The 24987-nt window shown below is 69.8% G+C and carries 31 protein-coding genes; 10 read left to right on the top strand and 21 right to left on the bottom strand.

Annotation, left to right across the window (positions count from 1 at the left end; translation table 11 throughout):
* The first annotated feature begins 16 nt into the window (after positions 1 to 16).
* Positions 17 to 970, top strand: a complete 954-nt coding sequence (locus HDA45_RS22750; protein ID WP_184905927.1) for a prephenate dehydrogenase — start codon at positions 17 to 19, stop codon at positions 968 to 970.
* 69 nt (positions 971 to 1039) lie between these two features.
* Here HDA45_RS22750 and HDA45_RS22745 read toward each other — a convergent pair whose 3' ends face one another.
* The 4 genes from HDA45_RS22745 to HDA45_RS22730 form a co-directional block, all read right to left on the bottom strand.
* Positions 1040 to 1285, bottom strand: a complete 246-nt coding sequence (locus HDA45_RS22745; protein WP_184898480.1) for an antitoxin — start codon at positions 1283 to 1285, stop codon at positions 1040 to 1042.
* A gap of 63 nt (positions 1286 to 1348) precedes the next feature.
* Entirely contained in the window at positions 1349 to 2281 is a 933-nt protein-coding gene (locus tag HDA45_RS22740; protein ID WP_184898477.1) for a TauD/TfdA dioxygenase family protein, read from the bottom strand.
* A gap of 204 nt (positions 2282 to 2485) precedes the next feature.
* Positions 2486 to 2824 (bottom strand): hypothetical protein, encoded by a 339-nt coding sequence (locus HDA45_RS22735; RefSeq protein WP_184898473.1) that lies wholly within the window; start codon positions 2822 to 2824, stop codon positions 2486 to 2488.
* 75 nt (positions 2825 to 2899) lie between these two features.
* Entirely contained in the window at positions 2900 to 4864 is a 1965-nt protein-coding gene (locus tag HDA45_RS22730; protein ID WP_184898472.1) for an FUSC family protein, read from the bottom strand.
* A 49-nt stretch (positions 4865 to 4913) separates the two neighbouring features.
* Here HDA45_RS22730 and HDA45_RS22725 point away from each other — a divergent pair, with 49 nt between their 5' ends.
* Positions 4914 to 5354: an SRPBCC family protein gene (locus HDA45_RS22725; RefSeq protein ID WP_184898471.1), complete on the top strand. Its 441-nt coding sequence runs from the start codon at positions 4914 to 4916 to the stop codon at positions 5352 to 5354.
* 339 nt (positions 5355 to 5693) lie between these two features.
* Here the strand turns inward: HDA45_RS22725 and HDA45_RS22720 are convergent, their stop codons facing one another.
* The 6 genes from HDA45_RS22720 to HDA45_RS22695 form a co-directional block, all read right to left on the bottom strand.
* Positions 5694 to 8297: a CHAT domain-containing protein gene (locus HDA45_RS22720; RefSeq protein ID WP_184898470.1), complete on the bottom strand. Its 2604-nt coding sequence runs from the start codon at positions 8295 to 8297 to the stop codon at positions 5694 to 5696.
* A 42-nt stretch (positions 8298 to 8339) separates the two neighbouring features.
* Positions 8340 to 8825: a carboxypeptidase regulatory-like domain-containing protein gene (locus HDA45_RS22715; RefSeq protein ID WP_184898469.1), complete on the bottom strand. Its 486-nt coding sequence runs from the start codon at positions 8823 to 8825 to the stop codon at positions 8340 to 8342.
* Positions 8822 to 9427 (bottom strand): RNA polymerase sigma factor, encoded by a 606-nt coding sequence (locus tag HDA45_RS22710; RefSeq protein ID WP_007030724.1) that lies wholly within the window; start codon positions 9425 to 9427, stop codon positions 8822 to 8824. The genes HDA45_RS22715 and HDA45_RS22710 overlap by 4 nt, the downstream gene beginning before the upstream one ends.
* A 334-nt stretch (positions 9428 to 9761) precedes the next feature.
* Entirely contained in the window at positions 9762 to 9929 is a 168-nt protein-coding gene (locus HDA45_RS22705) for a hypothetical protein (protein ID WP_184898468.1), read from the bottom strand.
* Positions 9930 to 10045: 116 nt separating this feature from the next.
* Positions 10046 to 10771 (bottom strand): GDSL-type esterase/lipase family protein, encoded by a 726-nt coding sequence (locus HDA45_RS22700; protein WP_184898466.1) that lies wholly within the window; start codon positions 10769 to 10771, stop codon positions 10046 to 10048.
* Between the two features lie 71 nt (positions 10772 to 10842).
* Positions 10843 to 11475 carry an NAD(P)-dependent oxidoreductase gene (locus tag HDA45_RS22695; protein WP_184898464.1) on the bottom strand — a complete coding sequence of 211 codons (633 nt, stop codon included), beginning with the start codon at positions 11473 to 11475 and terminating at the stop codon, positions 10843 to 10845.
* Positions 11476 to 11571: 96 nt separating this feature from the next.
* On the opposite strand from HDA45_RS22695, the gene HDA45_RS22690 reads away from it, so the two are divergent.
* Positions 11572 to 12156: a TetR/AcrR family transcriptional regulator gene (locus tag HDA45_RS22690; protein WP_184898462.1), complete on the top strand. Its 585-nt coding sequence runs from the start codon at positions 11572 to 11574 to the stop codon at positions 12154 to 12156.
* A gap of 1 nt (position 12157) precedes the next feature.
* On the opposite strand, the gene HDA45_RS22685 is transcribed toward HDA45_RS22690, so the two are convergent.
* Entirely contained in the window at positions 12158 to 12661 is a 504-nt protein-coding gene (locus HDA45_RS22685; RefSeq protein ID WP_184898460.1) for a GbsR/MarR family transcriptional regulator, read from the bottom strand.
* Positions 12662 to 12755: 94 nt separating this feature from the next.
* On the opposite strand from HDA45_RS22685, the gene HDA45_RS22680 reads away from it, so the two are divergent.
* A complete protein-coding gene (locus HDA45_RS22680; protein WP_184898458.1) occupies positions 12756 to 13652 on the top strand; it encodes an ABC transporter ATP-binding protein in 897 nt (298 codons plus the stop codon).
* Positions 13649 to 15283: an ABC transporter permease gene (locus HDA45_RS22675; protein WP_184898456.1), complete on the top strand. Its 1635-nt coding sequence runs from the start codon at positions 13649 to 13651 to the stop codon at positions 15281 to 15283. Before HDA45_RS22680 ends, HDA45_RS22675 begins: the two co-directional genes overlap by 4 nt.
* Before the next feature lie 45 nt (positions 15284 to 15328).
* Here HDA45_RS22675 and HDA45_RS22670 read toward each other — a convergent pair whose 3' ends face one another.
* From HDA45_RS22670 to HDA45_RS22645, 6 genes are all read right to left on the bottom strand, one after another.
* Positions 15329 to 15721, bottom strand: a complete 393-nt coding sequence (locus HDA45_RS22670; protein ID WP_184898454.1) for a hypothetical protein — start codon at positions 15719 to 15721, stop codon at positions 15329 to 15331.
* Between the two features lie 36 nt (positions 15722 to 15757).
* The gene (locus HDA45_RS22665; RefSeq protein ID WP_184898452.1) at positions 15758 to 16081 is read right to left on the bottom strand and encodes a hypothetical protein; all 324 of its coding nucleotides are present in this window, start codon (positions 16079 to 16081) and stop codon (positions 15758 to 15760) included.
* 53 nt (positions 16082 to 16134) lie between these two features.
* Positions 16135 to 16710 carry an SbtR family transcriptional regulator gene (locus HDA45_RS22660; RefSeq protein ID WP_184898450.1) on the bottom strand — a complete coding sequence of 192 codons (576 nt, stop codon included), beginning with the start codon at positions 16708 to 16710 and terminating at the stop codon, positions 16135 to 16137.
* 61 nt (positions 16711 to 16771) lie between these two features.
* The gene (locus tag HDA45_RS22655; RefSeq protein ID WP_184898448.1) at positions 16772 to 17557 is read right to left on the bottom strand and encodes a metal-dependent hydrolase; all 786 of its coding nucleotides are present in this window, start codon (positions 17555 to 17557) and stop codon (positions 16772 to 16774) included.
* Positions 17558 to 17614: 57 nt separating this feature from the next.
* Positions 17615 to 17968 (bottom strand): STAS domain-containing protein, encoded by a 354-nt coding sequence (locus tag HDA45_RS22650; RefSeq protein WP_101611865.1) that lies wholly within the window; start codon positions 17966 to 17968, stop codon positions 17615 to 17617.
* Between the two features lie 214 nt (positions 17969 to 18182).
* On the bottom strand, positions 18183 to 18491 hold the full coding sequence (locus HDA45_RS22645) for a WhiB family transcriptional regulator (protein ID WP_101611864.1): 309 nt from the start codon (positions 18489 to 18491) through the stop codon (positions 18183 to 18185).
* Positions 18492 to 18626: 135 nt separating this feature from the next.
* Here HDA45_RS22645 and HDA45_RS22640 point away from each other — a divergent pair, with 135 nt between their 5' ends.
* From HDA45_RS22640 to HDA45_RS22630, 3 genes are all read left to right on the top strand, one after another.
* Complete coding sequence (locus HDA45_RS22640; protein ID WP_184898446.1) at positions 18627 to 19043, top strand: anti-sigma factor; 417 nt, start codon at positions 18627 to 18629, stop codon at positions 19041 to 19043.
* Complete coding sequence (locus HDA45_RS22635; RefSeq protein WP_184898444.1) at positions 19040 to 19813, top strand: SigB/SigF/SigG family RNA polymerase sigma factor; 774 nt, start codon at positions 19040 to 19042, stop codon at positions 19811 to 19813. Before HDA45_RS22640 ends, HDA45_RS22635 begins: the two co-directional genes overlap by 4 nt.
* A 77-nt stretch (positions 19814 to 19890) precedes the next feature.
* The gene (locus HDA45_RS22630) at positions 19891 to 20316 is read left to right on the top strand and encodes an ATP-binding protein (RefSeq protein WP_184898442.1); all 426 of its coding nucleotides are present in this window, start codon (positions 19891 to 19893) and stop codon (positions 20314 to 20316) included.
* Here the strand turns inward: HDA45_RS22630 and HDA45_RS22625 are convergent.
* Positions 20285 to 20761: a MarR family transcriptional regulator gene (locus HDA45_RS22625; protein WP_184905925.1), complete on the bottom strand. Its 477-nt coding sequence runs from the start codon at positions 20759 to 20761 to the stop codon at positions 20285 to 20287. The genes HDA45_RS22630 and HDA45_RS22625 overlap by 32 nt on opposite strands.
* Before the next feature lie 55 nt (positions 20762 to 20816).
* On the opposite strand from HDA45_RS22625, the gene HDA45_RS22620 reads away from it, so the two are divergent.
* A complete protein-coding gene (locus tag HDA45_RS22620; RefSeq protein WP_184898439.1) occupies positions 20817 to 21452 on the top strand; it encodes a nitroreductase family protein in 636 nt (211 codons plus the stop codon).
* Here the strand turns inward: HDA45_RS22620 and HDA45_RS22615 are convergent.
* Both HDA45_RS22615 and HDA45_RS22610 read right to left on the bottom strand, forming a co-directional pair.
* Positions 21430 to 22086: an alpha/beta fold hydrolase gene (locus tag HDA45_RS22615; RefSeq protein ID WP_184898437.1), complete on the bottom strand. Its 657-nt coding sequence runs from the start codon at positions 22084 to 22086 to the stop codon at positions 21430 to 21432. The two genes, HDA45_RS22620 and HDA45_RS22615, sit on opposite strands and share 23 nt — an antisense overlap.
* A 28-nt stretch (positions 22087 to 22114) precedes the next feature.
* Positions 22115 to 22783: a GmrSD restriction endonuclease domain-containing protein gene (locus HDA45_RS22610; RefSeq protein WP_184898435.1), complete on the bottom strand. Its 669-nt coding sequence runs from the start codon at positions 22781 to 22783 to the stop codon at positions 22115 to 22117.
* 156 nt (positions 22784 to 22939) lie between these two features.
* On the opposite strand from HDA45_RS22610, the gene HDA45_RS22605 reads away from it, so the two are divergent.
* Positions 22940 to 23932 (top strand): tetratricopeptide repeat protein, encoded by a 993-nt coding sequence (locus HDA45_RS22605; protein WP_184898433.1) that lies wholly within the window; start codon positions 22940 to 22942, stop codon positions 23930 to 23932.
* Positions 23933 to 24090: 158 nt separating this feature from the next.
* On the opposite strand, the gene HDA45_RS22600 is transcribed toward HDA45_RS22605, so the two are convergent.
* Positions 24091 to 24984 carry an SWIM zinc finger family protein gene (locus HDA45_RS22600; RefSeq protein ID WP_184898430.1) on the bottom strand — a complete coding sequence of 298 codons (894 nt, stop codon included), beginning with the start codon at positions 24982 to 24984 and terminating at the stop codon, positions 24091 to 24093.
* Positions 24985 to 24987: the final 3 nt, after the last annotated feature.

Below are 24987 nucleotides of genomic sequence, written 5' to 3'. Positions count from 1 at the left end.
TGTGCGGGACGTATGCGTGATCGGGCTCGGGTTGATCGGTGGTTCACTGCTGCGCGCGGCGCGTTCGATCGGCCGCACCACGTTCGGGGCGACGACCTCGGAAGCGGACGCGGACGCGGCCAGCAGAGCGGGTTACGACGTGACCACGCAGGTCGAAGCGGCGCTGAGCAAGGCCGCGGAGCGGGACGCGATGATCGTGCTCGCGGTTCCGCTGCCCGCGGTCGAGGACGTGCTCCGCACCGTTTCGCGGGTCGCCGGCCACTGCGTGCTCACCGACGTCACCAGCGTGAAGGGTCCGGTGCTCGACGCCGTCCGCCGCCGAGCGCCGTACGCGAAGTTCGTCGGCGGGCACCCGATGGCCGGGACGGCGGAGTCCGGCTGGAAGGCGAGCAACCCGGCGCTGTTCGGCGGTGCCGCTTGGGTGCTGGGCGTCGAGCACGACACCGATCTGACGGCGTGGGCCGAGGTCGCGCAGCTGGTACTCGACGTCGGCGCGCACGTCGTGCCGCTGCCCGCGGACTCACATGACGAGACGGTCGCGCGGATCTCGCATCTGCCGCATATCTTCGCGGCCATCCTGGCCACGATCGGCGCGCAGGGCGGACCGCTGGCGATGTCGCTGGCCGCCGGGTCCTACACGGACGGCACGCGGGTGGCCGGGTCGAGCCCGGCGCTGGTGCGTGCGATGACCGAGGGCAACCGGGACGCGCTGCTGCCGATCGTCGACGAGGCGCTCGGGCGGCTGGGCGCCGCGCGGGGTTCGCTCGCGTCGACGGGTGGGCTCGCGGTGACGGTCAACGCCGGCCACGAGGGCGCGCAAGCGTTTGCGGCCGGCAAGGACGCGGAACGCGCCGGGGTGCGCGTCAGCCTGACCGCCCCGGACGCGCGGGACGGCCTGATCGCCCTCGGCGAGCGCGGTGGCCGGATCACGGCGATCGACGGCGGCACCGCGCTCGGCGAAGTCTCCTGACGCGTTTCGTCCTCTGGATGCGGTCCTTGCGTGTGCAACTACCGCATCCAGAGGACTGAACGCGAGGGGTCACTGGCCCTGCGGCGGCTGCTGGCCTGGGTTCTGCTGATCCTGGGGCGGGTTGTCGGGGGTGTCGTCGTACTTGTTGATGAACCCCTTCGCCTTGTCCACGCCGGAGTCGATCTGCGAGTCGTGGCCGGAGAACTTCGACTTGGCGAAGTCCGCCGCCTTGTCCAGGCCGCCCTCGATCTTGTCGTTGTGCTCGCGGAGAGCGTCGGTGGCCTTGTTCTTCAATTCATCGAAGTTGATGCCCATGACCTCATCGTCACACAGGTACCGGGCGATCCGCCCGGACGATCACCCGTCGCGGGGACGCGCTCAGAACGGCCGGTCACCCATGATGGCGACACGTTCGGCGACCCGCGCGTACGGGTGGTAGTCGTTGACGGCGTAGTGCTGCGTGGCGCGGTTGTCCCAGAAGGCCACCGAACCGGGCCGCCAGCTGAAGCGCACCTGGAACTCCGGGATGTGCGCGCGGCTGAACAGGTACCGCAGGAGCCTGTCGCTCTCGTCGCGGTCGATGCCGACGATGCGGGTCGTGAAGGCCTGGTTCACGAAGAGGGTGCGGCGCCCGGTTTCCGGATGCGTGCGGACGACCGGATGCTCGACCGGCGGGAACGCGTCTTGGTGGCGTAGCAGCAGTTCCGGGTCGCTGAAACGGTCGAAGCCGGGGATGAAGTCGTGGACCGCGTTGAGGCCGTCGATGCGTTCGCGGACGTCTTCCGGAAGGTTGTCGTAGGCGGCGGCCATGTCGGCCCACATCGTGTCGCCGCCGACCGGCGGGACCTCGATCAGCCGCAGGACCGAGCCGAGCGCCGGCGCGGGCCGGAACGTGACGTCCACGTGCCAGATGTTCTCGAACGCGGGCATCGTCGCCGAGCGGGTGAAGCGAGTGGTGTCCTCGGTCTCCCCCTTCGGGATGAACGGGTTCGTCTCCAGCTCACCCCAGTGGGCGGCGAAGGCGCGCTGATGCGCCGAAGTGATGTCCTGGTCGCGGAAGAACAGCACCTTCCACTCCAGCAACGCGCGATTCAGCTCCGCGTGGAGAGCGGGTGTGAGGGGCTCGGCGAGGTCGACGCCGCCGATCTCGGCACCGATCACCCGTCCCAGCGGGCGCAGCGCGAAAAGCTCGTAAGGACGTTCTTCCGCGCCCTCCGGCAGGCGCCGCAACACGCGCGGCCCCTCGAGGATCCCACCGTCGGGGACGGTCGCGGGGCGGAGGCGGACACGGTCGGGCAGTTCGATGGACATACGTGCTCCCTGGGTTTCACCGTCGTGGATGACTTGGCGAGAAGGGGCTACGCGGGCGGCGAGCCCAGACGTCCACGACGCAGGAGCAGTGCGACGACACCTTCGCTCGCCGAGCGGCTCGGCGAGGACTTCAGGATGGCGGACACGTCTTCATGGTGGCCGCGGGAGGGAAGGAGGGTCAACCTCGTCCACGGGACGGGACGATCATCGTCTCCGCTCGGAGGGGAAGCTTCCCGACCACGCGTTCCGTTCCTCGCGGGGGCGCAGCGCCTCGGCCAGCACCCACTGGGAATGCGTCGTGCCGCCCCGGCCGATCGGGCCGAGCTGGAAGGTCACCCAGCCGACCCAGTGTGCCGTCGTCGTCGCGCGCCACATCCCCAGCAGGCCGGGGACGGTGGCCGTCAGGTCCAGGCCGTCGGGTAGGCGGGTCTTCGTCGCGCTGACCGGGTACACCAGCTTGAGGTCGACCCAAACGGGCTGGTTGGGCCGGACCATGTGCAGGTGACGCGGCCCCGGCGGCAGCGTGTCACCAGTGTCGAGCATGCGTCGATTATGCGTGAAAACTCGAACATTAGTTCGAGACCATGCTCACCCTCCCCCATCCGGGTGGGTCTGTCGCTAGGCGCGGCGGTGGTACGGCAGGAATCGCCGGACCAGCCGTAGCGGCGCGCGCTCGACGAGGTCGGGGCCTCGCACGGTGTCGAAGGCGGCGCCGATCTGGTCGACGACGCCGGACAGCTGCTCGTTGTCGGGCATCGGCATCTCCGCGGGCTCCCGTTCCTCGCGGACGGCGGCCGCGAGTTCGGCGAGCGCGGCCGTCAGCAGGGCGATGTCGGCCTCGGCCGGTGCCGGGGCGCCGCCACCCAGGGTGACGCCGACTTCGGTGACCGCGTCCGCGACGCGTTCGAGCCCGGCGATGACCGGCCACCAGGCGACGGCCTGACGTCCGGCGGCGGAGGGTTCGACGACGACCTGCTGGAACGCGGTCCGGAGGTCGGCCAGGGCGCGGTAGGCACGGCGGCGGGCGCGTGAGCGTTCCAGTCTCGCTTCGCCCGACGGCGCGAGCACGAGCCCCTTGTCGACGTATTCCACCAGGCTGTCGAGGCTGTCGGAGAGCCGTCCGCCGATCTGTGGGCGACGGCTGCCCGGCCAGAGCAGGTAGCCGAAGAGCAGGACGATCGCGCAGCCGAGCACGGTGTCGACGAGCCGCGCGAGCACGACGTCCCAGCTTCCGGTGCTGGCGAGGTCCATCTGCAGGATGATCAACGGGGTCACGAAGGCGCTGAGGATGCCGTAGTTGCGGACCTTGCCGACCGCGACGCCGCCCGCGAACACGGCGATCAGCAGGACCAGCAGCCAGCCCTCGCCGCCCGCGGCGAGCACGGCCGCGCCGATGCCCACGCCGATCACCGTGCCGATCCCGCGCAGGACCGCGCGGCCGAACACCGAGCCGAAGTCCGGTTTGAGGACGATGCCGACGGTGAGCGTGATCCAGTAGGAGCGTTCGAACGGGACGAGCAGCGCGACGACTTCGGCGATAGCGACGCACAACGTGAGGCGGAGCGCGGCGAACCAGGTGAGCGGGCCGGAGATGAGCGAGCCCGCCCAGCCGCGGAGACGTTTGTGCCAAGGCTGGACCTCGCGCCGCTTCCGGTTGTCGCCCTTGCCGATCCGGGCGAGCCCGGCGTAAAGGGCGGCGAGGACCGGGTCGGCGTCTTCGGGCGCCTCGGGTGGTTCCGGCGGTTCCTGGTTGGCGAGCACGGCGGCCGAGGTGGCGATGAAGTGGCCGATCACGTCGTCCGGGGCCTGGCGGCCGGCGTTGACCATGGCGACCGAGGCCTCGACGGCGGGGGTGCTGGCCGAAAGGAGGTTGAGCAGCTGGCGGTAGGTGGCGTCGCGGCCCGACAGCCAGGATCGCGCGGTGAGCAGCCGGTCGTACGCGGTGTTCATCGCGGTCGTGAGCTGGTGGCGCGCGACGCGGGAGGTGGCTTCGTCGGTCGCGGAAAGCATGGCGGCGAGCTCGACGTAGACGTGCGCGACGGCGCCGCGTTCCGGGCTGGTGGCGCGGAAGGTCCAGGTGGCGAGGGCGATGAGCAGGCTCCACGCGGCGCCGATGCAGAAGTAGCCGAGGAGGATTTCGACGCGCAGGCCGGTGACGTGCTGGCCGGTGCCGAGGACGCAGAAGACGAACATCTGCAGTCCGGCGACCGACGCGTTGCTGCCCGCCGCGCTGATCAGCGCGGACACCGCGGCGACTCCGACGACGACCGGGATGGACGCGGCGGGGATGCCGCCGGTGATCAGTCCGGCGAAGTAGCCGAGGGCGGCGGCCGCGGTGGCGCCGCCGAGCCGACGGGCGCGGTAGCGGTACGGGCCCGCGGATTCGGAAAGGACGGTGGGGAGGGCGCCGGTGGAGATGAGCGCGCCGACGCCGATGTCGCCGAGCGCGTAGCCGACGGCCAGCGGGACGGCGAGCGCGAGGACGGCGCGGGCGACCATGTTCCACGGGATGGGAACCGGTGTGCTGCGGAGCAGCTGCACCAGCCAATGCGGTGCGGCGATCTCGCGGCGCGTCGTGCTCACGCCCCTATCTTGACTTATCCGTGGCGGCTGGAGCGGTTATCGTCGCCACATGGGCAAGACGTACTCCTTCGAGATCAACCGGACGAGCAGCGCCTCGCCCGCTTCCCTTTTCGCGCTGGAGGCCGACGGTTCCCGGTGGTCGGAATGGGCGAAACCGGTGGTGTTCCACTCGCGCTGGGCGCGGGAACCGGGTGAGGACGGGGTGGGCGCCGTCCGTGCTGTCGGCCTGTGGCCGGTGTACCTCCACGAAGAGACGCTGGAGTACGAACAGGACCGAAAGCACGTCTACGGCTTCGCGGGCCTCAAGCTGCTGAAGGACTATCGCGCCGAAGTCTCGTTCACGCCGAACGCCTCCGGCGGCACGGACCTGCGCTGGACCGGCCGATTCACCGAACCGCTGCCCGGCACCGGCACCGCCGTCCGCACGGCCCTGCGCACCGTCGTCTCACTCCTGGCCACACGCCTGGTGAAACACGCCGAACGCCCCTGACCCCACCCCCCGCCCGTCCCAGGGGGGCGACCCCGAGTCCAGTCTACCGGGGGTGGGCGGGGAAACGGGCTGGTCAGCCGAGTTGTCCACAGGTCACGGTGATTGTGGACAACTCCTGTGGGCTACTGGGGGAGCTGAAGGACGCCATGGCCGCATGGGACGCGGTGAAAGCGTCCTTCGCAGCGCCGCCTCGAGAACCCCATCGCGTCACGTTGCGAAAGCGCCCTTCACCGCATCACACGTGGCGAAAGCGTCCTTCGCACGCGCCGCCTCCAGAAACCCCGCCGCATCATGTTGCGGAAGCGCCCTTCACCGCATCACACGCGGCGAAAGTCCCCTTCAGCCCGCACCAAGGCAAAGGAACGGGCGCCGCAGCGGATCCGCGGCGGTCGCCTCGGCGAGCGCCAGCGCGGGCGCGGTTCCCGAGGCCAGCCGCCGGTGCAGATCGGACATCGCCTCGGCGGCGGCCTTGTCGCCGACCCGCGCGATCGCGCCGATGACCGTCCGCGAACCGCTGGCGAGCAGCGTCCCGGCGAACCCGAGCGCCTCCTCACCGGGCCGGATGTGGCTCATCGCGAGTTCGCAAGCGGCCAGCACCACCCGTTCCGGCGGCTTCGCGAGCCGGGCGGTTTCGTGCGCGTACAGCGGGCCGCCGACGAGTTCCAGCCGCGAGAACAACGCGTTCGCCGGTTCGTGCGCGCCGTGCGCGACCAGATGCGCCATCCCGGAACCGTCCAAAGCGGACAGTACGGTGTCGCTGGTCGCGTCCATCCCGTCGACGAGCCGGGCCTGCGGGTACACCGTCCGCAGGTTCCGCACCTCGCCGACCGAACCCGGCACGCCGGGACCGCCGGCGAGCAGGACCGGGCCGGAGTTCCGCCGTCCGGACGCGGTCACCCAGGCCGTCGCCGACGGCGCGATCGACACCGGATGCCCGTGCAGCGACGGCAAAGCGCCCCACGGCAACGCGTACAGCGAACCGATCGGCACGATGATCAGCTCGCGGTTTTCCAGCGTCTTCGCCAGCGACGCGGAGATCAGCTTGTCCAACTTGTCCGCCCGGCGCCGCGCGGAACCGGTGACGACTTCGACCAGCGGCGCGGGCAGGTTGTCCGGGGCCAGCGCGTCGAGGTCCGCGTGCAACTGCCGTGCGGTTTCGACGATCTCCCCGAGCGGCCCCAGCTTCACGAGCCGGAACCGGCCGCGGTCGACGACCACCGCGTACAAGGTGTCGCGATAACCCATCAGGCTGACGAGTACGCGATCCCCGAGCCGCTCGACCACCTCTTCGGGCGCCGAAACCGGCCGCGGCCGCCCCCATTGGCTCGTGTACCACCCGAGCCGGGTCGCCTCCTGCTGCAGCCGGTCGTAGCGCTCCTCGAGTTTCCCGACCGGTTCGCCGGACAGCCGCCGAGCCTGGATCGTCCCCTGCAGGTGCCGCATTTCGTTGATGTGCCGGGCGAGCGCGGGATCCTCGATGACCGGGAGCGGTTCGTAGCGGTACACCTGCGCGCGCGTGCGTTCCAGCCACGCGAACAGGCTCTTCGCCCCGGCGCCGCTGCGCCTCGCCTTCTTGAGCACCAGCGTCAGCGCGAGTTTGCCCAGTTCCTCGCCGTGCGCCGCCGTCCCGCAGACGAGGTCGAGCCCGCCCATGCGGTCGCGGATCTGCCCGAGTTCCGCCAGTCCGGCCCGTGCCTGCGCGAGCGCCGAACGCGGCCGGTGGGACGCCACCGCGAGTTCGGCCCGGCACAGCCGCAGCAGCATCCGGTGGTCGATCGGCGTGGTCTGCCGCGGTTTCGGCACCAGGGCCAGGAGTGCTTGCGCGGCGGCCGTCTCGTCGCGACGGAGCAGCAGCCGCACCGCGAACATCCTGGCCGCGCCCGCTTCGTCGCGCAGGCCGAGTTCGGCCAGCCGGATGGCGAGATCGGCCAGCTGCTCGGGCAGTTTCGCGGACGGCTTCTTCTCCCTGTCCGCCAAGACCTTCACCGCGTCCGCGCGGAGCCGGGTCAGCGCGGCGATCTCCGCCCAGCGTCCCTTGCCACGCCGCAGGAAACTCCGCCTCGCCGACGCCGCGAGCTTCTTCGCCAGCGCGTAGTCGCGCTCCAGGATGGCGGCGCCGGCCCTGGCGACCTCCGCCTCGGCGACGAGGTGCACCGCGCCGTTGGCCTGGAGTTCCGGGATCGCGTCGTCGAGGTGCCGCGCCGCTTCTTCGGCGAGTCCCGCCGTCAGCAGCGCCTTCGCCTGATCAAGCCGGACGAGCGGCAACGAGCCGGGACCGTCGGTCACGAAGATCGTGGCGGCCTGCTCGTAGTTCCGCAGTGCTTCCGGGATGTCGCCGAGCAGCTGCGCGTGATCGCCGAGGTTATGCCGGATCTTCCCCTCCAGCAACCGATGGCCGTGCTCGACAGCGAGATCCAGCGCCTCGACGAGGTCCCGGTACGCCGCGTCCGGATTGCTCATCTCCAGATGCAGCCAAGCGCGGTTCACGAGCGACCGGGTCAGCACGATGCTGTACTTGCCCGCCTCGGCGGCCAGCCCGGGGAGAAAGGCGTTGTTGAGCGCGAGCGACTCTTCCAGCCTCCCGGCGCGCATCAGCACGACGGCGCGCTGGAGCCCGACGACGAACCGCAGCTCGTGGCGGACGTCGCCGCCCGGCAACAGCAGCCGGATGCGTTCCGCCTCGTCGAGCCGGGCGAGACCGTCCTCTTGGGACACGAACTCCGCCTCGGCCGCCGCCAGGCTGATCAGGATCCGGCCCCGGATCTCCAAGCGGGCGACCAGATCCGCGTCCACCGGGCCGAGCAGGGCGAGCGCTCGCCGGAGCAGCCGGATCGGCCTGCGGAGCCCGTGATCCGAGGCGGCGGCCCTCGCTCGACGATGGAGGTCGGCCGCTTCCTCGGCTACGGGATCGACGACAGGAGGAGACGGCGCGGGCACACGCACTATGGGAGCACACCCACGCCGCATAACGGAACAGCCGTCCGGTTAGAGCACCACTGTGGGGGTCACGACCGTCCGACGGCACGTCACGTCGCCGAGGTGGATCACGATCTGAGTGGTTCCCTGGGGAACGTTGTCCAGCACGAACCTGCCTCCTTCGTCGGCGGTGGTGGAACTCGTCCCGTGCTCGGCGACGCGAACCTCCACTCCGTACTCGCCGGCGGGCACGAGCCAGCCGTCGATCCGGTGTTTCTTGCCGATCTTGGTGAGGTTGATCATCACCGTCAGATCGCTGACGGTGAAGGTGATCGTGCCGGTGTCGCTGCCGCTGCCGCGAACGCCTGCCGTGGCGTCCATCCGTTCCCAGCGGGCGACCTCGACGTCGAGGTTTTCGAGCGCGAGCGCGAACTGAACCCGCTGCACCAGATCTCCCGGTGGCGGGTCCAATTCGTCCATGAAGCGCCCGATATCGGCGAGCAAGGCCTCATCGCCCGGGGAGGTCATCTCCCCCGGCGTCCCGAGGTCGTTCATCGGCTTCCCCCTTCGTGGGCCAGTAGATCGCGCATCGATTCGAGGCAACGGCCCCTGGTCGGGCCGACACTGCCGCGCGGCATGCGGAGTGCTTCGGCGACCAGCTGGTACTCGGCACGCCCGGCGAGCACGGTCAGCCGAAGGAGCTGCTGACAGCGGTGCGGCAGGCGGAGGAAGGCGCGCCAGACCCGGCGATCCCGGTCGGCGCGGACGGCTTCCTCCTCGGGAGCCGGGTGGGTGCTCTCCATGCTTTCGGCCAGCTCGTCGGTCAGCGGGACGGGCTGAGCGCGGCGGCCGAAGGGATGCTGTGCTTCGCGTCTGGTGGTGGTGATCAACCAGGCGGCGAGCGCTTTGGGATCACGAAGTTTTTCGAGCTGACTGAACAGGGCGAGCCATACCGTCTGGACTACGTCCTCGGCGGTCAGGCGATCGAGCCCGTTCGCACGCGCGACATGCCACACGAGCGGGGTCAGCTCGTGCACAAGTCTGTCCATCGCCTGGCGGTCACCGGCCCGCGCCGCGCGCATGCAGGCGGCATGCAGGTCGGCACCGGTCAGTCCTTCCCATGGCGGGTCTACCTCGGTCGTTTGCACGTCGGTCACCGTATCTGCCCCACTTCGGACGTGTCTTCGTGTCGGCGCTGGCAGTATCGCGGGCCCTTCGGGGAGAAGGAGCGTGCAAGAGGCTCTGGGATACATCAAGTCACTAACTTTTTCGTCGGCGGTCCGTTATTCCCCCTCGTTCGGCTGAACCGAGGGCAAAGGCACCGGCCGGCGCGAGTAGGTGTGGACTGCGCACCGGCCGGTCCTTTTTTCCCTCCCCCCGGGCCCGCTCCCCAACGGGCCCGCGTCCAGGTGTCCCCCTCCCCCGAGGGAGCACCCGGAGGTGATGCCCGGAGGCCCCCTCGGCCTCCGGACATCACCTGTCCGTGTTCGTTCAGTTCACCGGCGGTTTGGTGCCGTGCGGGTCCCAGTTGCCGTCCGGGCTCGTGCCGGGACGCGGCGGGACGGGCGCCGTAATGGGGCCCGGCTTCGGGGTCTCTTCGAGGTCCTCGGTGGCCTTGGCCTCGTCCTCGACGGGTGCGGTGTTGGTCTCGGTAGTCATCGGGTGTCCCTCATTTCCTCGACTGCTCCATAGGACGCAACGAGGCTGCCACCAGATACACGCAGAGCCAGCTTTTTCACAGAAATTTCTTGATTTGTGGCAGGCGAGTGACCTGATCAGCGCTTTTCCGGACCAATGGTGTCGCTGAGTAGTTGGCGGCTCACGTCCGCGAGTTGTTCGGCCCAGCGCCGGTAGCCCTCGGGTCCGGGGTGGAAACGGTCCTCGGCGAAGGTCGCGGGATCCAGCATCGCGGCGGGCATCGGGACGTGGACGACACCGGGCAGCAACGCCAGCCGGGCCGCCGCGGCGTCGAGGGCGGCCGACCGCGCGCCGAGGACGTCCCGCAGCGGACGCGGCAACGCGGGGAACCGGCCCATCGGCGGCACACCCGCCAGTACCACCGGGACCCGTCCGGCGCGGCGTCGCAGGGAGACGATCAGATCGAGCAGGTCACGCCGGTAGCGCGCGGCCGAATGCAGTTCGATCGTGTCGTTGACGCCCAGCGCGATCACCACGAGGTCGGCGGGTTCGAGCAGCGGCAGCAGCTCCTCGCGCACCACCTTGGCGTTGGCGCCGGTCTTGCCGACGGCCTGCCAAGCGACCGCGCGGCCGTCCCGCGCGAGCTCGTCCGCGAGCCGTCCGGTCAGCGCTTCGGCGTGCGTCGCCGCGCCGACACCGTCCACCGTGGACTCGCCGAGCACCGCGAGCCGCACCGGGCGGCCGCGGCCGGCCACGAGACCGCGGACAGGTCCGGTCGCGCCCGGCAGCCTCGGCGTCGTACGGCGCACCCGGACGGCTTGCGCGAGAAGGATCGGGGCGAGCATCACCGCACGGCTGATCACCGGGCGACTCTACTTCCGCGTTCAGTCCTCTGGTTGCGATCGTTGCGCACACGACAACCGCATCGAGAGGACTAAACGCGGGCGATCGAGGCCGTCTGACGGATGAGCGAGTCGTCCGCGGCCGCGCGAAGCAGGTAGTCGGCGACGTCGGCGCGGTCGATGCTGTAGCTCCCGCGGACGTTGCCGTCGGTGCGGACGGCGATCGCGCCGGTGTGCGGCCCGTTCAGCAGCCGCGGCGGGCGCACGATCGTCCAGTCGAGGTCGCTCGCCCGCACGACCCGCTCCGCGGCGACCATGTCGGCGAACGCGTGTTTCAGGAGCTTGCCCAGGAGCGGCTTGACGAAGTTCCTGGTGAAGAAGGCGTCGCCGTCGACGAACGCTCCGCTCGCGCTCACCAGCAGCAGCCGCCGGTTCCCCGCGGAGCGCATCGCGGTGACGGCGGCGTTCGCGCCGTCGGTGACGACGGTCGTCGGAGCGCGGTCGCGGGCGCCGAGCGCGGAGATCACCACGTCGCGACCCGAAACCGCCTCGGTCAACGCGCCGTGCTCGGACAATCCGGCGACGACGACCTCCAGCAGTTCGCCCTCGACCTTCAGCCTGGACGGGTCACGGACGACGGCCGTGACGTGATGCCCCGCCGCGAGGGCCTGCTTGACGACTTCGGAACCGACCCCGCCCGTGGCACCGAAAACGGTGAGCTTCATGATCACGCCTTCCTGGGTTAGTGAACACTCACCCACTATGGTGAGTGTTCACTGACCACTTGTCGAGCGAACGCTGAGAAGCCCTCAGGAGCGAACATGGGAAGCCGCGAGGAGATCGTCGCCGCGGCGGCGAAGGTGATGCGCGAGCAGGGCTACGCCCATGCCACGACGAAGGCGATCGCGCGGGCGGCGGGCTACTCCGAGGCGCTGCTCTACAAGCACTTCAAGGACAAGACCGAGATCTTCATGAGCGTGCTGACGGAACAGCTCCCCGCGCTCGGGACGACCCTGGACGGGTTGATGGAGACCGCGGCGGACAGGCCGCTCGCGGCGAACCTCACCCGGCTGGCGAGGATCACGCTGTCGTTCTACCTGGAGAGTTTCCCGATCGCGGTTTCGCTGTTCTCCTCGCGGGAGTTGCTCGCGACCCATCGCGAACGGGTCACGAGCAGACGCGGCGGGCCGGACATCCCGCTCGCGCGGGTCACCGGCTACCTGGGCGAAGAGGTCCGGCTCGGCCGGATTCGCGAGGACGCGGACCTCGACGCGTCGGCGTCCCTGCTGCTCGGGGCTTGTTTCCAGTACGCGTTCCTGGCGTCCTTCGAGGACCGCGAGCCGCCCGGGGCGGAGCTCGACGAGTGGGCGGAACGGCTCGCGGCGACGCTGACGCGGGCCCTCTGACCTACTTGCCCTTTTCGGCCCGCATCTTGTGCCACTTCGCGTACATGTCGTTGAGTTCCTCGATCATGAAGCTCAGGAAGTCCCGCATCTCGGCGACCCGCTCGCCCGCCGGAGTGCCCGGCCCCAGCGCCGAGACACCCTCGTCGGCGGCGTCGCGCCACAGGGCGATCATGCGGTCGCGTTTCATGAAGGTGGCGTACCAGAGGTCGTCGAAGAGCCGGTAGTGATCACGGCGCGAGCCCGGTTCGCGTTCCTTGGCGACCAGGCCGATCTGCTCCAGCCAGCGCACGGCCCCCGAGATCGCCGCGGGGCTCACCGAAAGCTGGTCGGCCAACTCGGCGGCGGTCAGGCGGCCGGCGTCGGTGGTCATCAACGCGGCGAACACCCTGGCGGGCATCCGCTGCATCCCGATCTGGGAGAGCGTGAGGCCCAGGTGCTCCACGTAACGGCGGACGGCGTCCTCGTCTCTCTGGGTGCTCGAAGCACTCTCAGGCGTCGTCGTCATGACCCCATCCTCTCTCACGTCCCCCAGAGTGATCACACCATCCATATGTTTTCTTAACTTCACAACTTCGTGAAATCACTGTACCTTCAGCTTCATGGAAAACGCCATCTCCATCTCCGGCCTCCACAAAGCGTTCGGCCGGACCAAGGCTTTGGACGGCCTCGACCTGCAGGTACCCGCCGGGGAGGTGCACGGCTTCCTCGGTCCGAACGGCGCGGGGAAGTCGACCACCGTCCGGGTCCTGCTCGGCCTGCTCCACGCGGACTCGGGCGACGTCCGCCTCCTCGGCGGCGACCCCTGGAAGGACGCGGCGAGCCTGCACCGGCGCCTCGCCTACGTCCCCGGCGACGTGAACCTCTGGCCCAACCTCTCCGGCGGCGAGGTGATCGACTTGCTGGGGCGGCTGCGGGGCGGGCTCGACCAGCGCCGCCGCAAGGATCTCATCGAACGGTTCGACCTCGACCCCAAGAAGAAGGGGCGCACCTACTCCAAGGGCAACCGGCAGAAGGTCGCGATCGTGGCCGCGCTGTCCTCGCACGTGGACCTGCTGATCATGGACGAGCCGACCTCCGGCCTCGACCCGCTGATGGAGGCCACCTTCCAGTACGCGATCCAGGAGGAGCGCGAGCAGGGCCGCACGGTGCTGCTGTCGAGCCACATCCTCGCCGAGGTCGAGGCGCTCTGCGACAAGGTCAGCATCATCCGCAACGGGCACACCGTGGAGACCGGCACACTGGCCGAACTCCGGCACCTCACCAGGACGTCGATCTCGGCCGAACTCGCCGGCCCGCCGAACGGGCTGACCAGGCTCGAGAACATCCACGACCTCAAGGTCGAGGGCAACCGGGTCCGCTTCGACGTCGAGACCCGGTCTCTCGACGAGGCGCTGCGCCAGCTCACCGAGGTCGGCGTCCGCAGCCTGACCAGCCAGCCTCCGACGCTGGAAGAGCTGTTCCTCCGTCACTACACCGCCGAAGCGAGCGCGAAATGACCGCGACGCTCGACCGCCCCGCCGTCACCGGTCCGGCACACGGGTTGGTCGGCACCTGGCATCTGACCAGGCTGGCGCTGAGGCGGGACAGGATCGTCCTGCCGATCTGGATCGTCCTGCTGGGCATCATGCCCTCGACGTCCTCGGGGACGTTCGAAACGCTGTATCCGACGGCCGCCGAACGGGCCGGGCTCACCGCGAGCATGGGCGCGAACCCGTCGCTTTCGCTGATCTACGGCCCGGCCTTCGACCTCTCGACCGCGGGCGGGTTCACCGCTTGGCGGCTCGGCGGGTTCCTCGCCCTGATCATCGGGCTGATGGCGGTGTTCACCGTCACCCGGCACACCCGCGCCGAGGAGGACTCCGGCCGCGCGGAGCTGCTGGCTTCCGCGGTGGTCGGCCGGTACGCGCTGCTGAGCGCGGGCGTGCTGGTGTCCGCGGGGGCGAGTGTCCTCATCGGACTCGTCGAGGTCGGGCTGATGATCGGCGCGGACCTGCCCGCCGAAGGGGCGCTCGCGCTCGGCGGCGCCACCGCGGCGACCGGGCTGGTCTTCACGGCGATCGCGGCCGTCGCCGTCCAGGTGGCCGAGTATTCGAGGACGGCCAACGGGATCGGCGCCACCGCCGTCGGTGTCGCGTTCCTGCTGCGCGCGGTCGGCGACTCGACCTCGGACGCGACCTGGGTCTCGTGGCTGTCCCCGATCGGCTGGGCGCAACAGATCCGGCCGTTCGCCGACGAACGCTGGTGGGTCTTCCTGCTGCCGTTGGCCGCGACCGTGGTCGTCGGCGCCATCGGCTACGCGTTGCTCCCCCGGCGTGACGTCGGCACCGGCATCATTCCGCCTCGGCCGGGGCCCGCCGAAGCGGTGGCGTCGCTGCGCAGCCCGTTCGCGCTGGCGTGGCGGTTGCACCGGGGACCGTTGATCGGCTGGCTGATCGGCACGGCGGTCTGCGCCGCGGTGTTCGGCTCGGTCGCGAGCGGGATCGGCGACGTCGTCGGGCAGAGCGAGCAGGCGAAGGAGATTTTCCAGCGCCTCGGTGGCACGGACGGGCTGATCGACGCCTTCATGGCGGCGATGACCGGCCTGTTCGCCATGGTCATCGCGCTCTACGGGGTGCAGGCCGCGTTGCGGATCCGCGCCGAGGAGACCGCGATCCGCGTCGAGCCGTTGCTCGCGACGGGCGTGGGCAGGCTGCGGCTGCTGGGGAGCCACCTCGTGTTCGCGTTCGCCGGAACGGCGCTGATGATGGTCGTCAGCGGTGTCCTTTTGGGACTGTCGAACGGGATGCGGGCGGGCTCCGTCGGCGACTCCGTCGGGGACATGGTGGTCGCGTCGCTGGCCCAGCTCCCGGCGGTGTGGGTGATCGTCGGCCTCTCCGTGACGCTGTTCGGCCTGGCGCCGAAGTTCTCGACGGCGGCGTGGGCGATCGCCGGGCTGGCGTTGCTGCTCAGTCTGTTCGGCCCGGTGCTGAACCTGCCGCAGATCTTGCTGGACGCTTCGCCGTTCTCACACGTACCGAAACTGCCCGCCGCGGAGTTCACCGCGACACCGCTGCTCTGGTTGACCGGGGTCGCCGTGGTCGCGCTCGTGGCCGGGCTCATGGGCTGGCGACGTCGCGACGTCGGCTAGCCACCAGGGGAAACCGTGGAGGCCGCTCTTCGGGGAGAGCGGCCTTCACGGTTCTTGCCGTACTTCGCCGCCGGACGTGACGACCAGTTTCGCGACCGGCACACCGCCTCCGCACTCCTCGCCCGCCGGATAGGCGATCGCCGGTGTCACGACGAGGAAGTGGGGTTTCCCGTCGTCGAGGGTCACCGTGGTCTTGATCGGCGTGGTCGGCAGACCCTGGACCGGGATGAAGACGTGCTCGCCACCGGACGCGGCTTGGGTCACGCACTCACCGGCCCAGCACAACTCCAGCGACACGCGCTCGAGCCCGGCGGCCACTTCCGGAGCGATGCCGAGCGAGACCCCCTCCGACAAGGCGATGGCCGGGCAGGCCTTGTCAGCCGGTTGGCACGCGGTCACGGTCGCGAGCAGGAGCAGGGAAACGGGTAGCCGCCGCATACCGGGCAGACGTCGCGAGAGGCCCTCCGGGTTGCATCAGTCGCTTCGATATCCCGTGGTCGACGTGGGCGGGAGCACCGTCGAGGTGGTCGACGGCGTCACTGTCCTGGTCACCGTCCGCGGCGCGGGTGTGCTGGTGCGCGTGACGGTGAGCGGTTCCGGGATGATCGCGGGCAAGGTCACCGTGACCGGCCCGACCGAACGGGAGGTCGACGTCGGTGAAGGGGTCGTACTGACTTCGCGGACCCGGGACTGTGGCTCGCGGCCTGCCACCAGGAGGGCGGCGACGAGCAGTCCGGTGGCGACGCCCGCGAGGGCCGCGACCGTGACGGAACCGGTGGTGGGACCTCGACCGAACATCCGGCACCCCCTCGCCATGCGAAGCGCAGGTACGAGGACTACTCGCGTTGATCTTACGTTTTGTTACGCAGCGTGCAAGTTGAGTCGAATGTCCGCAATCCGTCGACGAGAATCCGCACCAGATGGCGATCCGGCCGCGAATATCGTTCCGCGGCGAGGCAACCGGCGATCAGGGCGCGCAGGTCTTCGCCGTCGATGTCCTCGCGGACCGCGCCCGCGACCTGCGCCCGCGTCAGCAGGGCCTGCAGCGCCGCCCGGAAGTCGGTGCCCGCGCTCGCCTTGAAACCCAGCCCCGTCGTCTCGGCGAGCGCGTCACACAATGCCCGGTTGAGGGATGCCTGCCTGACGACGCGTTTGAAGAAGTCGAAGAACGCCTCGCCGGGGTCTTCGGCTGTCAGCAGTTCGCGTGCTTCCCGCGCGAACTGCTCCAGCCGATCCAGGACGACGGCCTGGAAGAGTGCTTTCTTGCTGGGGAAATGCCGGTAGACCGTACCCGCGCCGACACCGGCGAGGCGGGCGATCTCGTCGAGGGGGACGGCGAGGCCGTCGATGGCGAAGGCCTCTTCGGCCGCCGCGAGCACCTTCGCTCGGTTACGTCGCGCGTCGGCGCGCAGCACGGGCTTGTCCACTGTTCCCCCTCTAACCGGGTCCGGCGTTCCGATTCAACGCCGCCGGCGGCGGGGGCATTCCTCACTGCACCGCTGTCTGCGTCCCGTCCGGCGTGAGCAGGCCCTGGACCGTGGTGAAGAGGTACTCCCAGACACCCGGGATCAGCACCACCGCGGCGACCGCGAACACCGGGAAGATCAGCCGGTTCTCCACGTTCTTGCCGGTGCGGAACCGCAGCGGCTTCGGCGGCCGGATCTCGTACCAGGTCTCACCCGCGATCGGGATCGGGAACAGGAACGGGCAGCCGGACTCGGTCAGCGCGTCCCCGAGGCAGTGCACGAAACACCCGGCCGCGACGGCGATGCCGAGCCAGCCGGAGATCTCCGCGAGTTGCGCCGTCTTGTCCGGCGGGGCGGTCCACACCCACCATCCGACGGCGGCGCCGCTGACCGGCAGCAGCCAGTCGCCGAGCGCGCCTTCCGCCAGCAGCAGACCCAGGACGACGACGCCGAACACCGCCCACGGTCCGCCTTCGGTGGTGCCCCAGTTGGTCAGGAAGCCGAGGCCGACGGCGAACAGCACGGTGTGCGAGAGGTGCCTGTGCTTACCGGTGACCTTCTCGTCCCGAGGTCCCTTGGTCAGCGCGTAGAGGGCCGCGGAAACACGGCGAAGCAACCAGGAGATCGCGCCGGTGAACCAGCCGAGCAGCCTCGACGCGCGAGCGCCGGGGTGATCGAGGTCGGGCAAGAGGGCGAAGCCCGCCGTGGTCGCGGCGAAGACGACGGCTTGGTGCACCGTGCCCGCCCCGACGACGGGTGCGAGCGCGAGGCCCGCGCACCAGCCTGTCAGGGCATGCGTCCGCCCCATCATCGTGCTGCTTCCCCCAGGTGTCGCGGATCACGAGCCCACGACCGTAGCGGGGGATCAGGCGGGGGGCTCTTCCGACACGCTGAGGTGTTCGGCGACGCCGGTGAGCTCGATCACTCGGCTCACCTGCGGGCTGGGCACCACTTCGAGCTCGACGGCCTTCTCGGCGGCCTGGCGCTGTGCCTGGAGCACCACGTTCAGCGCCGAGGAGTCGAAGAAGGTCACGCCGGTCAGGTCGGCGACGACCCGCCCCGACGGTTTGTCCGTGATCAGCGCCCCGAGGGTCTCCTGGAGCTGTGGGCTCGTCAGCAGGTCGAGCTCACCGGTGACCACCACGCGCGGTACAGAAGCGTCGGCGTCCAGCGTGATGCTGAAACCGGGCGGCGTGGTGTTCTGGTCCGCTGCGGGCATGCACATTCTCCTCATCAGGTGAGAACCGACGCTCAGCGCCGGAACGCGCCTGTGGTCTCAAGCGACGGCCGCGCCCAGTCCGGACACGGACGCACGCTCTTTTTCGGCGGGTAGGCGTGGCTGTCCCCGCAACGACAGTCCCAACCCTAACCCAGTCCGGACGGGGCGCCACGATCGCCGTCACGCGCGTCGCCGACCGGTGTCCGGGGCGCGCTCAATGCGCGGTCAAAGCCTTGCGCCCGGCGCGGCGTTCGCGGAGGAACAGCTCGCGCCGCTCGATCTCGCCGAGGCCACCCCAGATCCCGTACGGCTCCTGGACGGCCAGCGCGTGCTTGCGGCATTGCGCCAGCACGGGGCAGGCCTGGCAGATCGCCTTGGCGCGGGATTCGCGCCGCTCACGGGCCGAACCGCGCTCGTTGTCCGTGTGGAAGAACAAGCTGCTGTCCGCGCCTCGGCACGACCCACGGAGCTGCCAATCCCACTCTTCCGCCACCACGTTCGGCAGCCGGCTCACGTCAGCCATGTCGGTCCCCGCCTTTCCAGGAGATCGTTTGTCGCCGGTTACATGCCCGCCGCCTGCGCGAGTCAAACGTGGGTTTGGTTTGCTCACACCAAGGGCAACTGACGGTCGGCAGCGCAGCTGGAGAGAGGAACACACGTGGTGGACAACACCCCGCCCAGCGGGGAGGGCGCTCAACTCATCGAGGTACGCACGGCCGCGGTACCGCACGTGGTACCGACTCTCCGGACGATCGTCGCGGACATCGCGATGCGCCAGGACTTCGACCTGGACGCGGTCGAGGACCTCCGGATGGCGGTGGACGAGGCCTGCTCCATGCTGCTTCCCTCGGCCTCCGACGGCCATCTGACCTGCGTTTTCTCGTGGAAGGACGGACGGATCGAGGTGACCGTCTCGGTGCTTTCGGACTCCCCGGAACCCGACGACGAGACCGGTCTGTCCTGGCAGCTGCTCACCGCGCTGGCGACGTCCGCGCGACGGAGTGTGACCCCGGCCGACGGCGGCTACCTGTCCAGGGTGGAGCTCATCCGGGAGAGCGAGGCGGCCCGGCCGTGACCGAACCCGTCGAGCAAGACGGCGCGGACGTCCCGGCCCTGTTCGAGCGCATGTGCGCGCTGCCCCAGAACGCACCCGGGCGTGAACGGCTGCGGGACGAACTGGTGCGCGCGCATCTGGAACTGGCGCGCAACCTGGCGCGCAAGTTCCGCAACCGCGACGAGTCGATGGAGGATCTGGTCCAGATCGCGACGATCGGGCTGATCCACGCCGTCGACCGTTTCGACCCCACCCAGGGCAGTGACTTCCTGGCCTTCGCGGTCCCGACCATCTCCGGCGAGTTGCGGCACCACTTCCGCGACAACAGCTGGTCGGTGCGGGTCCCGCGACGGCTCAAGGAGCTGAACGCGAACATCTCGGCCGTGCGCGAGGAGCTGACCGTCCGGCTCTCCCGCGCACCGAAGCCCAGTGAGATCGCCGCCCATCTCGGCGTCCCCATCGACGAGGTCTACGAGGGTCTCCGCGCCGGCCAGGGCCGGTACGGGGCTTCGCTGGACAACCTCCTGGAGAACTCGGCGCACACCCGCTTCGGCGAGGCGGACGCCAACCTGAGCCAGGCGGAGCTCCGCGAGGCGCTGCGGCCGATGCTGGAACGGCTGCCCGATCGCGAGCGTAAGATCGTCGCGCTGCGGTTCGGGTCCGGGATGAGCCAGTCGGATATCGCGCGCCGTGTCGGGGTTTCCCAGATGCAGGTGTCCCGTTTGCTGGCCTCCACGCTCAAGAAACTGCGTGAAGGACTGACCGAGACAGAACTCACGGACGGAGTCTGATTCGACGTCCACCCTTGTGGGTATCTGGGAGGCGAACAGAGGATCTGGGAGTCTCTCGTGAGGGGAGGTGCGGAACCATGACGATGTCCAAGACACGATCGGAGGGCACGTTGCCGGTGGTCTCCCTGCCCCTGCCGGTCGACGTGACGGCCCCGGCCGTGGCGCGGCAGGCGGTGCGGACGACTCTGGCGAGCCTCGGTCTCGAAGGCCCGGCTGTCGATGACGTCCTGCTCGCGACCTCCGAACTGGTCACCAACGCTTTCGAACACGGCGAGAAGCCGGACAGGCTTGAGGTCGAGTACGCCGAAGGCAGGCTCACCCTGCGGGTCTTCGACTCCGGCTCGGACCGGCCGAAGCTGAAGGAGCCGTCGCCGATGGCGGCGCGCAGCCGCGGCCTGCAGCTGGTGCACGCGTTGTCCGAAGACTGGGGGCACGAGCCGTGTGCCGGCGGCAAGTTCGTCTGGGCTGTGTTCAGCCTTCACCGGGCCGACGCCCGAGCCTGAGCGCGGCGTCCGTTTCGGCGATGCGTTCGCGGAGCGATTTCCGTTCCAAGGCCTCGACGGCGGCGACCAAGACCTCCCTGAGCGGGTACGGCAGTTCGGCTTCCAGCTGTTCGGCCGCGGCGGTGGTCGCCGCCCATTCGGCCTCGAGCGTCGGCATCAGGCGCCGGGTCTTTTCGGTCAGGGAGACGATTCGCTGACGGGCGTCCGTGCCCGGCTTCAGCGAGACGAGATCCTGACGCGCCATCTGCGCGACTGTCTGGCTGGCGGCGGAATGCGTGACACCGACTTCGACGGCGAGGTCGCGGATGGGCATCGGCCCGCGCGCGACGATCGCGCGGACCATCGGGGTGAACCGTGGCCGGTAGTCCCCCAGCCCGATGTCTTCGAAGAACGCGGAGACGTCCGCCTCGGTCAATTCGAGGACGTGGCGGAGCAACGTCCCCATCCCTCGTTCGCGCGGCGGCCTCCCCACCAGCGGATCATAACGACATAATCTTCCGATGACGCCCGAAGAGCTGCTGACGACCACCCGAACCGTCCGCAAACGACTGGACCTGACCCGTCCGGTCCCCCTCGAACTGGTGAAACACGCCCTGCAAGCCGCGCTGCAGGCGCCGAGCGGGTCGAACACGCAGCACTGGCACTGGCTCGTGATCACCGATCCCGGGCAGCGCGCCGAACTCGGCAAGCTCTACCAGCGGGCGTGCCGCGAGTACTTGGATTCCCCGCGGGCGGCGGGAAAACTGTTCGCGGACGACCCGGTGCGCTCGAAGGTGCAGCAGCGCGTCGGCTCCAGTGTCGAGTACCTGGCCGACAAGATGGGCGAGGTGCCGGTGCTCGTCATCCCGTGCCTGGAGACGGGAAGCGCCGAGCTTCCGGCGGGCAACCAGGCGGGCCTGTGGGCGAACCTGCTGCCCGCCGTGTGGAGCTACATGCTCGCGGCGCGGGCTGTCACGCTCGGCACGGCGTGGACGACGCTGCACCTCGCGTACGAGAAGGAGGCCGCGGAGATCCTCGGCCTGCCGGAGAACGTGCACCAGGCCGCGCTCATCCCGACGGCGTTCTACACCGGCGACACCTTCAAGCCCGCCGCGCGTCAGCCGCTCGAAGACGTCATGCGCCTGGATCGCTGGTGAGGTAGGACTCGAGCCTGTCCGCCAGGACCTTGGGGTGGCTCAACGGAACGGAGTGCGAGCCGTCGATCTCGTCGGGCGCGAAGCCGAACCGTTCCTGGACGACCCGGCGCTGGAACTCAGGCGTGAAGAAGCGGTCTTCGCGCGCGATGAGCACCTTCGTCGGGACGTCCGGCCACTTTTCCAGCGGCCACGGCTCTCCCCATTCGGCGCTGACCTGGTTGCGGCCGTGCGAGCCCGCCTCCGCGACGACGTCCGCCGGGACGCCGTTGTAGAACTTTTCCTCGTCGCTGAGGTCCTGGTTGTCCGCGAATCCCGTGTTGCCCCACCAGTCCCCCGGTGATTCGCCCGGCTTCGGGATCATCGCGGTCAGCATCACGAGCAGCCGCGCCGAGTGCTTCGCGGCGACCAACGGCGCGGTGAAACCGCCGTAGGAATGCCCGAGCACGACCAGGTCGCCGCGATCGCCGATCGCCTTGGTGACGGTGTCGACGTGCTCGGCGAAGCCCGCCTTCTCGTCTTCGATCGGCAGGTTCACCGCCACGACGTCGTGCCCGCGGCCGGTCAGTTCCGCCTCGAGGAGGTGGAAGTCCCAGGCGCTGCCGCCACCGCCGTGGATCAGTACGAAGGTCGCCATGGCCCCAGCTAAGCCGAAGCCGGGGAGATCAGCAACGACCGAGCATGTCGCCGAGAGCGCTCTTCTCCTGCGTGGTGATCGTGAGGCCGTAGTAATGCTTCACGGTGATCCAGTCCGTGGCGTAGGTGCACCAGAACGAGACGAGCGGCGGCTTCCACTGGTCCGGCGCCTTGTCGCTCTTCTCCTGGTTGACGTTGTCGGTGACGGCGAACAGCTGCGGGCGGGTCAGGTCGTTCGCGAACTGGCGGCGCTTCTCGTCGGTCCAGGACTTCGCGCCGCTGACCCAGCTCTGGGCGAGCGGGACCATGTGGTCGATGTCGACGTCGGTCGGGCTGGTCCAGGTGTCACCGTCGTAGATGCTGGTCCAGCTGCCCGACGTCGGGGCGCAGTCGGACCCGGCCGTGACGTCCTTGCCGTCCCGCTTGAGCACGAACTCGCGCGTGTTGCAGTTGTTCCCCTGGTTGTCCCAGTGCGGGTACTTCTTGCGGTCGTAGCCGTCCATCGAACCGCGCGGCGCGACGGTGAGTTCGTCCAGCTGCTTGCGCGCGTCCGCGGCGCTGGCGGTGTTCGCGGGCTTCGGTTGCAGCGCGTCGCCCTTGCCGCTCACGAACCAGAACACCGCGAGCACGACGGCGGCGAGGGTGATCAGTAGAAGCAGTCGCTGGGCCGTGGTCATCTGCCGCGTACGCGTGGCCACCGCGCGATTCCTCTCGACGGGGGATGGGAGCGCCCCAGTATCGCCGCGTCGCGTGCGGAAACCGGGAGCGACACGGCGATGACAGCAGGTAGTTGTTGTCACATCGGGGCCCTGATCTGCGACTACCCCTGGGACGCTGCCGGAAGGAGCGGGCTTGTGGGCGCCGAAAAACGCAAATGGAACACCCGGGTGGACGACTACCTGAACCGGAAGGCCGCGGAACGCGGACACGTGATCGCCATGGCACGTATGGGATCCACCGCGCTGGAACGCGGCGACCTCGACGAGGCCGAGGCGTGGTTCCGCAAGGCCGCGGCGGGCGGGGACCGGGTCTCGATGGGCAACCTGGCGCACCTCCTGCGCGACCGCGGCGCGCCCGAACAGGCCGAACGCTGGTACCGCGAAGCCGCGACAGCCGGTGATTCGCATGCCATGTCGCAGCTGGGAAATCTCTGTGCGCAGCGAGGAGATCTCGGCGCCGCGGAGGACTGGTGGCGGCGAGCCGCCGACGAGGGCCGCGTCGAAGCGATGGCGGAACTCGGGCGGTTGCTGCACCGGCGCGGCGAGCTCGACGAGGCCGAGGGCTGGGCTGGCCGGGCCGCGGAGGCGGGCAACGTCGAAGGGATGATCACGCTCGGCGCCGTGCTGTGCGACACCGGGCGGACGCGTGAAGCGGAACCGTGGTGGCGCAAGGCGGGCGAAGAAGGCGACGCCTCCGCCCTGTGCAAACTCGGCCTCAAAGCCGAGCGGCGGGACGACCTCGCGCGCGCCGAAAGCTGTTACCACGCGGCCGCGGTCGCCGGCGCCCACGAAGCCGCGGTCCGTCTCGGCCTGGTGCTGCACCGGCGCGGCGAGGTCGAAGCCGCCGAACACTGGTATCTCAAGGCCGCCAAACGGGGCGACGCCGCGGCGATGACGAACCTCGGCGTCCTCGCCAACGACCGGAACGACCCCGGCGAGGCCACCGCGTGGTACCGGAGGGCCGCCGAACTCGGCAGCGTCCCCGCGTACACCAACCTCGGCAGGCTCGCCGCCGACCACGGGAACTTCCAAGAAGCCGAACACTGGTTCCGCGCGGCCGCCGACACCGGCGACCAGGCGGGACAGCGCGATCTGGAGGAGCTGTACCGCAACCGGCAGCGGTTCTAGGCCGTGTCCTGCGCGTCGGGTCGATGGGCTTCGTGATCCAGGCGGCCTCTGACGGTGCGAGCGGCTCGGCCTCGTACCGGGTTGTACTCGGCCGAGTCGCTCGTGCCGTCAGAGGCCGCCTGGGCGCGAAGACCGCGGACTGACGCGCAGGACACGGCCTAAACCTGCCAGTTGCGCATCGCCGCGAAGCCCTCGCGCAGCCGCTGGAGTTTGCGGGTGCGGTACGGGTCCTCGCCGTCGTCGAGCCGCCACCGCTCCTCGACGCCGGCGCGGAACACCGCGAGCCCCTCGAAACCGAGCCCGGCGGTGAAGTCGGCGATGCTCACGTCCACGCGGCCGGAACCGTCAAGATCCAGTCGTAGCAACCACTCCGCGAGCTCCTTGGGCTCCGGCGGCGAGTCGGCGCAAGCCTCCGCGTATAGCGCGAGCGCGCCCCTGACCTCTTCACCGAGCGCGCCGAACGAGTCCTCGACGAAGTCGAGCGCCTCGGTGACGAGTTCGATGATGCGGCACAGCAGCGGTCCGTCCATCACTTCCCTGGCGGTGGCGAGCACCTCGCGGACCTTCCCGGTGTACGCGACTGTGCCCTGGAAGCCGACGAAACCGCGCAACCGCAACGTCCCCTCGACATGACGCCGCAACGCGTCGAGGTCTTCACGGCCCGCCCTGAGCGACAGTTTGCGGAACAGCGCGGGGTCTTCGTTCGCGTGCCCGACGAGCAACTCGATCAGCTCCGCGCGGTCCAGCGTCTCGACGTACCCGCGGATGTCCGCCGCGCCGCCGTCCGCCGCCCCCTCGAGGACCAGCAGCCCGACGGCCACACAGTGCTTGCAGAAGAAGCCGTCCGCCGCGTGCGGGCAGGAACACTCGCCCACCAGCTCGCCGCCGACGTCGCGCAGCCGGACGGTGTACCGGTCGGTGCCGCTGACCACCGCCGTGACCCCGCCCGCGACGTCGTCCAGCGTCTCCACCGACTCCAGGTACTTGGCCCCGCGCGCGAAGGAGACGTCACCGGCCTGCCTGCGGAGTTCGTCCTCGCTGAACCACGTCACCGC

Source organism: Amycolatopsis umgeniensis (assembly GCF_014205155.1).
In the GTDB taxonomy this organism is placed as follows: domain Bacteria; phylum Actinomycetota; class Actinomycetes; order Mycobacteriales; family Pseudonocardiaceae; genus Amycolatopsis; species Amycolatopsis umgeniensis.
The sequence above is the reverse complement of the archived record's forward strand: the minus strand, read 5'-3'. Positions and strand labels throughout refer to the sequence as shown.

Coding starts and splice junctions, on each gene's coding strand:
- HDA45_RS22715 (WP_184898469.1), bottom strand. CDS start 8,825: ATGAACGACCTCGGGACGCCGGGGGAGATGACCTCCCCGGGCGATGAG.
- HDA45_RS22735 (WP_184898473.1), bottom strand. CDS start 2,824: ATGCTCGACACTGGTGACACGCTGCCGCCGGGGCCGCGTCACCTGCAC.
- HDA45_RS22625 (WP_184905925.1), bottom strand. CDS start 20,761: ATGGGGACGTTGCTCCGCCACGTCCTCGAATTGACCGAGGCGGACGTC.
- HDA45_RS22675 (WP_184898456.1), top strand. CDS start 13,649: ATGACCGCGACGCTCGACCGCCCCGCCGTCACCGGTCCGGCACACGGG.
- HDA45_RS22680 (WP_184898458.1), top strand. CDS start 12,756: ATGGAAAACGCCATCTCCATCTCCGGCCTCCACAAAGCGTTCGGCCGG.
- HDA45_RS22670 (WP_184898454.1), bottom strand. CDS start 15,721: ATGCGGCGGCTACCCGTTTCCCTGCTCCTGCTCGCGACCGTGACCGCG.
- HDA45_RS22650 (WP_101611865.1), bottom strand. CDS start 17,968: ATGCCCGCAGCGGACCAGAACACCACGCCGCCCGGTTTCAGCATCACG.
- HDA45_RS22685 (WP_184898460.1), bottom strand. CDS start 12,661: ATGACGACGACGCCTGAGAGTGCTTCGAGCACCCAGAGAGACGAGGAC.
- HDA45_RS22745 (WP_184898480.1), bottom strand. CDS start 1,285: ATGGGCATCAACTTCGATGAATTGAAGAACAAGGCCACCGACGCTCTC.
- HDA45_RS22630 (WP_184898442.1), top strand. CDS start 19,891: ATGACGATGTCCAAGACACGATCGGAGGGCACGTTGCCGGTGGTCTCC.
- HDA45_RS22645 (WP_101611864.1), bottom strand. CDS start 18,491: ATGGCTGACGTGAGCCGGCTGCCGAACGTGGTGGCGGAAGAGTGGGAT.
- HDA45_RS22695 (WP_184898464.1), bottom strand. CDS start 11,475: ATGAAGCTCACCGTTTTCGGTGCCACGGGCGGGGTCGGTTCCGAAGTC.
- HDA45_RS22665 (WP_184898452.1), bottom strand. CDS start 16,081: ATGTTCGGTCGAGGTCCCACCACCGGTTCCGTCACGGTCGCGGCCCTC.
- HDA45_RS22725 (WP_184898471.1), top strand. CDS start 4,914: ATGGGCAAGACGTACTCCTTCGAGATCAACCGGACGAGCAGCGCCTCG.
- HDA45_RS22690 (WP_184898462.1), top strand. CDS start 11,572: ATGGGAAGCCGCGAGGAGATCGTCGCCGCGGCGGCGAAGGTGATGCGC.
- HDA45_RS22655 (WP_184898448.1), bottom strand. CDS start 17,557: ATGGGGCGGACGCATGCCCTGACAGGCTGGTGCGCGGGCCTCGCGCTC.
- HDA45_RS22740 (WP_184898477.1), bottom strand. CDS start 2,281: ATGTCCATCGAACTGCCCGACCGTGTCCGCCTCCGCCCCGCGACCGTC.
- HDA45_RS22620 (WP_184898439.1), top strand. CDS start 20,817: ATGACGCCCGAAGAGCTGCTGACGACCACCCGAACCGTCCGCAAACGA.
- HDA45_RS22705 (WP_184898468.1), bottom strand. CDS start 9,929: ATGACTACCGAGACCAACACCGCACCCGTCGAGGACGAGGCCAAGGCC.
- HDA45_RS22615 (WP_184898437.1), bottom strand. CDS start 22,086: ATGGCGACCTTCGTACTGATCCACGGCGGTGGCGGCAGCGCCTGGGAC.